Genomic DNA, 8,085 nt, shown 5'->3' with positions numbered 1-8,085 from the left:
ATCGCCACCAGGTACGACAAGACCGCCCAGGCCTACCAAGCAGCCGTCACCCTCGCATCGCTCCTGATGTGGGCGTGACACTTTGACGACAACTCCTAGCCATCGGCACGGGCGGTGAAGGCCCCGGCCCGCGCCGCCGCGGCCGCGGCGCGGGCGGCGCGGCGCGGGAGCGCGGGGTCCGGTGCGGACCGGAGCAGCAGGAGCTCGTGGTAGAGCGGGGCCGTCGCGGTGACGAGCACGGCGCGCGGGTCGGTGGCCGCGGGGGCTTCACCCCGGGCCACCGCCCGCGTGACGACCGGCGCCGAGCGTGCGTGGCGGTCGTCCCAGAAGCGGCTCAGGGCCCGGGCGGCGTCGTCGAACCGGAAGGACGCCGTGATCAGGACCGTCGTCAGGGTCGGGCCGTCGGCGAGGGCGTCGAACACCTCCTGGTTCAAGGCCGCGAGGTCCTCCTCCAGCGAGCCCGTGTCCGGCGGGCTCCAGGAGTCGTCCGCCGCGGAGTCGAGCAGATCGGCGAGCAGCCCGCCCACGTCCCGCCACCTGCGGTAGACGGTCGTGCGGTGGACGCCCGCACGGCCCGCGACCGCGTCCACGGTCAGACCGTCGCAGCCGTCCTCGACCAGCAGCTCCCCGACCGCCGCGAGGACCTGGCCCCGGACGCGGGCGGCGCGGCCGCCGGTGCGCTTGCGGACGGCGGGTTCAGGAAGATCGCTTGCGGAGGAAGGAGAGTTCATGTCAGGATCTTAACGCAACTGACGTCGCTTTTAGGGAGTGGTTCCGATGGTCCACAGCAGCGCGCACACCCCGCACGCACCAGCGCCCGCCACCCACCGCGACCGATCGGCATGCCCCCATGACCCCACAGCTCAGCGCCCTTGACGTCACCAAGTCCTACGACGGCCGGCTCGTCCTGGACGCGGTCAGCTGCTCCGTTCCCGCCGGGGGCCGCCTCGGCATCGTCGGGGAGAACGGCTCCGGCAAGTCCACCCTCCTGCGCCTCTTCGCCGGGCTGGAGCGACCCGACCGCGGCGAGGTCTTCGCACACGCCGACGGCGGCATCGGCCACCTGGCGCAGGAGGAGCGGCTCCCCGCCCACCACACCGTGCAGCGGATCCTCGACCGCGCCCTGAGCGAACTGCGCGCCATGGAGCGGCGGATGCGCCTGCTCGAAGCGGCCATGGCCGACGGGATCGAGCGCCTCCCGGGACCGGACGCGGGCCGGCCCCCCGTCCTCGCGGAGTACGCCGACCTGCTGGCCGCGTTCGAACTGCGCGGCGGTTACGACGCCGACGCCCGCGTCGAGCGGACCCTGAACGGCCTCGGCCTGGTCAAGCTGGACCGGGACCGCGCCGTCGGCGGCCTCTCGGGCGGGGAACGGGTCCGCCTGCGCCTCGCCGCCCTCCTCGTGGCCGCTCCCGAGGTGCTCCTCCTCGACGAACCCACCAACCACCTCGACGACGACGCCCTGAACTGGCTCGAAGACCACCTGCGGGGGCGCGCCGGCACGACGGTCGCCGTCTCGCACGACCGCGTGTTCCTCGACCGGGTGACCACCGCGCTGTGGGAGGTGGACGGGGACCGTCACACCGTCACCCGGTACGGCAACGGCTACGCCGGCTACCTGGCCGGCAGGAGCGCCGAGCGGCAGCGCCGGGCCGACGCCCACGCCACCTGGCGCGCGGAGGTGGCCCGGCTACGCGAGACCGCTTCGGTGACGGCCCGCCGGGTGGCGCCCGGCCGGGCGATGAAGGACGGCAACAAGATGGCGTACGACCGTGCGGCGGGCCGGGTGCAGTCCTCGCTGGCCTCCCGGGTCCGCAACGCCCGGGAGCGCCTCGACCGGCTCCTCGCCCACCCGGTCCCCGCGCCGCCGGAGCCGCTGAGCTTCTCGCCCTCGCTGCGGGGCGCCGGTGCGCGGGGCCTGCTGCTGGAGGCGACGGGCGTCGCGGTGGCGGGGCGGCTGGCACCCGTGGACCTGAGCCTCTCGGCAGGCGACCGCATCCTGGTCACGGGCGCGAACGGGGCCGGCAAGACCACCCTGCTGGACGTCCTGGCCGGCGCGGCCACCCCGGACCGGGGGCGCGTCGTACGCTCCGGCGGGGCGCGGACGGCGTACCTGCCGCAGCTGGCCGAGCCCGGTCCGGCCGGTCACAGTGCGCTCGCCGCGTTCGGGCGGGGGCGGGCGGGAAGCGCCGACGAGCACGCCGAACGGCTGCTGGCCCTGGGCCTGTTCGACCGGTCCTGCCTGGACGTGCGGATCGCGGACCTCTCCGCGGGGCAGCGGCAGCGGCTGGCGCTGGCCCGCATGGTCTGCGAACCGGCCGATGTGCTCCTGCTGGACGAGCCGACCAACCACCTTTCCCCCGCACTGGTGGAGGAGTTGGAGGCCGCCCTCGCCGGTTTCCCGGGAGCGGTCGTCCTGGTCAGCCACGACCGGATGCTGCGCGCCCGGTGGCGGGGCCGGCGGCTGGCACTGCACGCGCACGCCGCCCGGGCGACGCCGTCGGCCGTATGACGCTCTTACGTCCACGTCCCAGCCCACACCCCCGGAAAGAGGAACCCGTGTCCGTACCCACTCCTACGTCTCCCGAGTCCCCCGGGCGGAGCGCGCTCACCGCGTTCCCCGTCCCGGATCCGGCCTCGGGCCCGTACGCGCTCGCCGCCGGCCCCGACGGCGCGCTGTGGTGCACCCTCGTCCACGCGGGCGCCGTCGCCCGCCTGGCTCCCGACGGGCAACTCGCCACGTACGCCCTGGACTCGCCCTCCTGCGGCCCGTCGCTCATCACCGCCGGACCGGACGGCGCCCTCTGGTTCACCCGCACCCAGGACCACCGGATCGGCCGCATCACGACCGGCGGCGAGGCCTCCTCGTACGCCCTCCCCGGCCCCGGCGGCGGCCCGTACGGCATCACCGCGGGCCCCGACGGCGCCCTCTGGTTCACACAGATGCACACCGACCGGATCGGCCGGATCACGACGGACGGCGAGGTCCGGGAGTTCCCGCTGCCGGTGGCCGGCGCCTTCCCCGCCATGATCACGGCGGGGGAGGACGGCGCGCTGTGGTTCACCCTCAACCAGGCCCACGCGGTGGGGCGGATCACCACGGACGGGAACGTCACCGTGCACCCGCTGCCCACCGCACAGGCCGCGCCCGTGGGGATCTGCGCGGGCGCCGACGGGGCGCTGTGGTTCACCGAGATCGGAGCCGGGCGGATCGGCCGGATCACGCCCCGCGGTGAGATCACCGGGTTCCCGCTCGCCGACACGGCCTGCCGCCCCCACGCGATCACCGCGGGGCCGGACGGCCGACTCTGGTTCACCGAGTGGGGCTCGGGCCGGATCGGCTGCATCACCCTGGCGGGCCGGACCGACTCGTACCCGCTCGACCCGCCCGGGAGCGAGCCCCACGGCCTGGCCTTCGGTCCGGACGGCGCCCTGTACGTGGCACTGGAGCACGGCGCGATCACACGGTTGGACGTCGGCCGGTCCGGGAACGGCTGACCGGACACGGGGACGGCGGTGCGCGCGCCGGGCGGATCTTAGACGACGGATGGGAGGTTTTCCGTCAAATCTCCCGTTCTCCCCACGCTTCCACGCACGCTCAGTAGCGTCAGCCTCACAAGTGGTCCGGTGTGCAGCGCGAGCGGGCACCGGCCGTGAACGCGGAGATGAGGGAGCGGGCGCCGATGGCGAATGTGGAAGTCTCGTTGAAGGAGACGATGACCTCGATCGAGGGCACCCTGGGGGTCGCCCTGGTCGACTACACCAGCGGAATGGCACTGGGAACGCTGGGCGGCGGCAAGGACCTCGACCTGGCGGTCGCCGCGGCGGGAAACACCGATGTGATCCGGGCCAAGGTCCGCACCATGGAAATGCTCGGTCTGGACGACGAGATCGAAGACCTGCTCATCACCCTCGGGAATCAGTACCACCTGATCCGGCTGTTGCGCGGCCGGGGAACCAACGGGCTGTTCCTGTACGTGGTGCTGAACAAGGCGAACTCCAATCTCGCCATGGCCCGGCACCAGCTCAAGCGCATCGAATCCGCTCTGGAGATCTAGGCGCCGCTTCCTCGGGCCCACGCATGCCCACGAATTGAAGAACTCTTCAATCCGGCACATCCGAAATTGGTCAAGCAGGGGCGCGCGTGGGTCCATCGGGCGGAATGATGGCTGCGGGGGGCGGGCAACTCACCGGCCCCGTGCCGGACATACGGGTCGAAGCAACGGCGGGAGCGTTCGTGGGCAAGCAGGTACCCCTGTACCAGGCGAAAGCCGAGTTCTTCCGCATGCTCGGACACCCCGTCAGGATCCGTGTCCTGGAACTCCTGCAGAACGGTCCGAGGCCCGTACGCGAACTCCTGGCCGAGATCGACATCGAGCCGTCCAACCTGTCCCAGCAACTGGCGGTCCTGCGCCGCTCCGGCATCGTCGTCTCCACGCGCGACGGCGCGACCGTCAACTACGCCCTCGCCGGGGGCGACGTCGCCGAGCTCCTGCGCGCGGCCCGCCGCATCCTGACCGAGCTGCTGGCGGGCCAGAGCGAACTCCTCGCCGAGCTGCGGCAAGTGGAACCCCGCACCGGTTCCGGCACCGGTCATGCGGGAACCGGGGCCGGAACCGGTGCGGTGCCCGGCCGCTGAGCGGTCGCTGAGCGGTCGCTGAGCGGTCGCGCCGGCCGAGCGCGTCGAGCGGCGGTCCGGCCGCCCGGGGGCGCCGTGGACGGCGGACGGCGGACGCGAACGGGACGCGGCCCCGGGATACCGGCCGATCGGCCGGGCGGTGGCTAGCCTGGGCCGCATGAACCCCTCCGCCGAGCCAGACCCCGCCTCCGCATCGGCCCCCGGCCGCTACACCGTCGTCCTGCGCCCGGGGCTCGCCGAGCCCGGTGATTCCGCCCGCCGCGGCGTGCTGCGCACCGCCGTGGTCGAGGCCACCGGTGAATTCGGGGCCTCCGGCTATCCGCGCTACGCGGGCGAAGGCGTACAGGCCGACATCGACCCCCTGACGCGCACCGTCGAAGCGGTGACGCTCGACGGAGCCGAGCTTCCGTACGGCTGGGTGGCCCAGCTGGCAGCGGGCTAGGGAGCGTGGCGCGCCCTCGGCATGCGGCAGGGGCCGGGGCGGCGCGGCCACGAGGTACGACGAGGTCTCCGTCCGCCACGCGGCGATGGTGCTGGTCGCAGCCGTGAACGAGTGGCTGTGACCAGCACCGTCGCAACGGCCCTCAGACGACGTCGAATTCGTTGCCCTCGGGGTCCTGCATGGCGGCGGCGTAGAGCCCCATGTCCGGCTCATCCCTGATCCCCAGCACGGTGCCACCGGCTTTGACCAGCCGTTCCACCGTGGCCTTGACCCGCTGTGTGCGGAGGTCCAGTGGGACGTCACGGCCCCCACCGGCCTTCAGGTCGAAGTGCCACCGGTTCTTGGCGGCCTTCGGCTCCGGAACCTGCTGGAACCACACCCTCGGTCCACGTCCCGCGGGATCGATGATCGACTCCGGAACATCCCCGGCACCGGCCGGCAATTCCGCCTCGGGCACCCCCACCGCCGCCCAGTAAGCGCGCCACGTGGCGTGCCCGCCCGGCGGAGGCTCGGGCACGTAGCCCAGGGCCTCGGCCCAGAAAGTCACCATCCTCTGCGGATCGGAGCAGTCGATCGTCAGCTGCACTGTCATCTCCATGCTCGGAGCATCCCAAGCAGGTCTGACAGACGGCCCACTTTCGCAGCAGGCCGGGCCGGCCGGGCCGCCCGTCGGTCAGCGGTAGTCGTCGGGGTGGCCCTGCATCCAGGTGTTGATCTTGTCGCGGGTGCCGATCAGCGTGGTCTGGTGCTTCTTCAGGTTCTCGAAGGAACGGTCCCCGGCGAGCTCCGCGTCGAGCTTCTTGATGAGGGCGATCGGCTCGGGGAAGTGGCCGGGGCCCTTCGGGTCGGCCTTCATCGCCGCGTCCATGCGGTGCAGTTCGTCGTGGACCCGGCCGAGGAAGTAGGCACAGTTGCCCGGGGTGCACGATTCGCCCAGGGTGGCCTGGAGCCCCGCGAAGGCGTCCCGGACCAGGCTCACCGGCTCGGAGCCCTGCGGCGAAGGCGTACGGGACGCCGCCGTGGGTGATGCGGGCGCGGCGGCGTCGGGCGCCGCGGAGCCCGCCGCGCCCGGAGTCGCCGCGGGTGCGGACGAGGCGGCCGGCGCCGGCGCGCTCTCCTTCGGGTTCGTGCTGCACGAGACGCTGAGCGCGGCCAGGGCCGCGGCGAGGACCGCGGTACCCCGCAGCGTCGACATGGATATGGGCATGGGCATGACTTTCCCCCGTGATCGTCTAGTCGGCTGACTCTACTGGGCGGCCGGGGCCGCCGAGGCCTCTGCGGCCCCGGACACGCGTGCGCGGTGGCGCTGCGGGGATCCGCCGGCCCGGCGGGCGCGCGGCGCACGTGCGGGCGGCGGGCGGTGCTGGTGGAATGGCTTCTTCGGCTGCCGGGGCCGGGGAGGTGTCTTGTCGGAGCATGACGGGAGGTCCGCCGGGCCGCCGGGGGAGTACGAGGCGCTGCGCGCGCGGCTGCGCGCGATGGAGGCCGCGGCCGAGCAGATCGGGACGAGGCTCGACGAGAGCGCCACGTGCGAGGAACTGGCCGGCTTCCTGTTCCGCACCCTGTGCGACGCGGTGGCGGTGGACCTGCGGGCGGAGGACGGCGGGCTGAGCCGGGTCGCGGTGGCCGGGGCCGTCGAGCTGCTGAGCGCGCGGACCGACGAGTCACCCTCCGTACGGGCCATGGACGGCGGGCACCCCCTCTCCGAGTGGGTAATGGTCTCCGGCGGAACCCGGGTGCACCTCGTGTCGGTTCCGCTGCCGGCCCGGCGCGGGGTCCACGGCGCGGTGCTGGCCGCACGGGCCCACCGCGGCTTCAGCGACCACGAGGCGGCGACGGTCCACTTCGCGGCCCGGCTGGCGGCGGTGCACCTGGGCCACGCCCGGGAGCTGGCCGCCACCGAGGACACGGCACTGCACCTGCAGCGGGCGCTGGTGTCGGAGCCGGGCCGGCCGCACCCCAACCTGGAGATGGCCAGCCGCTATCTGCCGGCCGGCTCCCGGGCCCTGGTGGGCGGGGACTGGTTCGAGACGGTCCGGCTGCACTTCGGCCGCACCCTGCTGGTGGTCGGCGACGTGATGGGCCACGGGCTCGACGCCGCCGTGGACATGAACGCCTACCGCTCCACGCTGCGCGACGTGGCCTCCACGGACCTCGCCCCGCACCGCGTGCTGCGCCAGCTGGACGTGCTGGTGGCCGAGGACCCGGCCCGGCGGCCCGCCACCTGCCTGCTCGTACGGGTCGACCCCGCGCGCGGGGTCGCGGACTTCGCCAGCGCCGGCCACCTGCCGCCGGCGATCTTCGGGGCGGACAGTACGGCGGTCCTGGTCGACGTGCCGGTGGGGCCGCCGCTGGGCACCGGGGTGGGCGGCTACGAGGGTGTGACCCGGGAAATCACCACCGAGGAGACCCTGCTGATGTTCACCGACGGGCTGGTGGAGCGGCGCGGCGAGGACATCGACGTCTCGCTGACCCGGCTGGCCGGGCTGCGGCCGCCGGTGGGCGAGACGGTGGAGGAGATGGTCGACGCGGTGGTGGCGGCCCTGGACGCCCGCCATGCCGAGGACGACGTCGCCGTACTCGCGGCCCGCATCCGCCCCCGCAGGCCGTAGGTCCGCCGGACGCCGCTGGAGCGGGAACGGACCGTCGTGGACGAGGAAGCCGCCCGCGTCGTCCTCGCCGACCCCGGGGGCAGCGAACCGCCCTGCGGGGGAGGAGGTGTCAGTGGGGCGTCAAGGATGGGGGGTTGGGCGGCAGGAGGTCGTCAAGGCGGGCTGGTGGCGGGTGGTCCGGTGCGCAGAATGATCTCGCGGCGGTGACGCGAGACGGGTTCGCGGGCGACCGGGCGGCGGCTGAGCGGCCAGTGACCTGACACGGCCGGGACGACGCCCACCGGACCGGACCGTGGGGGGCCGGAAGCGACGGAACGCGCTCCCGTTCGTCGCCGTCGCACGACACAAGGGCCGCTCGGCCCGCAGCCCCAGGGGGGTGCTGCGGCCGGGCG

General features: G+C 73.8%; 9 protein-coding genes. 6 read left to right on the top strand and 3 right to left on the bottom strand.

The features are described from left to right. Positions 1-95: 95 nt before the first annotated feature. The gene (locus ADK52_RS24410) at positions 96-731 is read right to left on the bottom strand and encodes a TetR/AcrR family transcriptional regulator (RefSeq protein WP_053691974.1); all 636 of its coding nucleotides are present in this window, start codon (positions 729-731) and stop codon (positions 96-98) included. A gap of 119 nt (positions 732-850) precedes the next feature. On the opposite strand from ADK52_RS24410, the gene abc-f reads away from it, so the two are divergent. From abc-f to ADK52_RS24385, 5 genes are all read left to right on the top strand, one after another. Further along, positions 851-2,512, top strand: coding sequence for a ribosomal protection-like ABC-F family protein (gene abc-f, locus ADK52_RS24405; RefSeq protein WP_053691973.1), 1,662 nt, complete (start codon positions 851-853; stop codon positions 2,510-2,512). Positions 2,513-2,559: 47 nt separating this feature from the next. Then, positions 2,560-3,498, top strand: coding sequence for a virginiamycin B lyase (locus ADK52_RS24400; RefSeq protein ID WP_053691972.1), 939 nt, complete (start codon positions 2,560-2,562; stop codon positions 3,496-3,498). 185 nt (positions 3,499-3,683) lie between these two features. Beyond that, positions 3,684-4,058: a hypothetical protein gene (locus tag ADK52_RS24395; protein WP_053691971.1), complete on the top strand. Its 375-nt coding sequence runs from the start codon at positions 3,684-3,686 to the stop codon at positions 4,056-4,058. Between the two features lie 179 nt (positions 4,059-4,237). Beyond that, positions 4,238-4,639, top strand: coding sequence for an ArsR/SmtB family transcription factor (locus ADK52_RS24390; RefSeq protein WP_267887287.1), 402 nt, complete (start codon positions 4,238-4,240; stop codon positions 4,637-4,639). Positions 4,640-4,796: 157 nt separating this feature from the next. Continuing rightward, positions 4,797-5,081 (top strand): hypothetical protein, encoded by a 285-nt coding sequence (locus ADK52_RS24385; protein WP_053691970.1) that lies wholly within the window; start codon positions 4,797-4,799, stop codon positions 5,079-5,081. A 142-nt stretch (positions 5,082-5,223) separates the two neighbouring features. On the opposite strand, the gene ADK52_RS24380 is transcribed toward ADK52_RS24385, so the two are convergent. Next, complete coding sequence (locus tag ADK52_RS24380; RefSeq protein ID WP_053691969.1) at positions 5,224-5,679, bottom strand: VOC family protein; 456 nt, start codon at positions 5,677-5,679, stop codon at positions 5,224-5,226. Between the two features lie 75 nt (positions 5,680-5,754). Next, positions 5,755-6,288, bottom strand: coding sequence for a hypothetical protein (locus ADK52_RS24375; RefSeq protein WP_053691968.1), 534 nt, complete (start codon positions 6,286-6,288; stop codon positions 5,755-5,757). 199 nt (positions 6,289-6,487) lie between these two features. Here ADK52_RS24375 and ADK52_RS24370 point away from each other — a divergent pair, with 199 nt between their 5' ends. Continuing rightward, complete coding sequence (locus tag ADK52_RS24370) at positions 6,488-7,693, top strand: PP2C family protein-serine/threonine phosphatase (protein WP_053691967.1); 1,206 nt, start codon at positions 6,488-6,490, stop codon at positions 7,691-7,693. Positions 7,694-8,085: the final 392 nt, after the last annotated feature.

It is taken from the genome of Streptomyces sp. WM6372, assembly GCF_001279655.1.
Classification (GTDB): Bacteria; Actinomycetota; Actinomycetes; order Streptomycetales; family Streptomycetaceae; genus Streptomyces.
The sequence above is the reverse complement of the archived record's forward strand: the minus strand, read 5'-3'. Positions and strand labels throughout refer to the sequence as shown.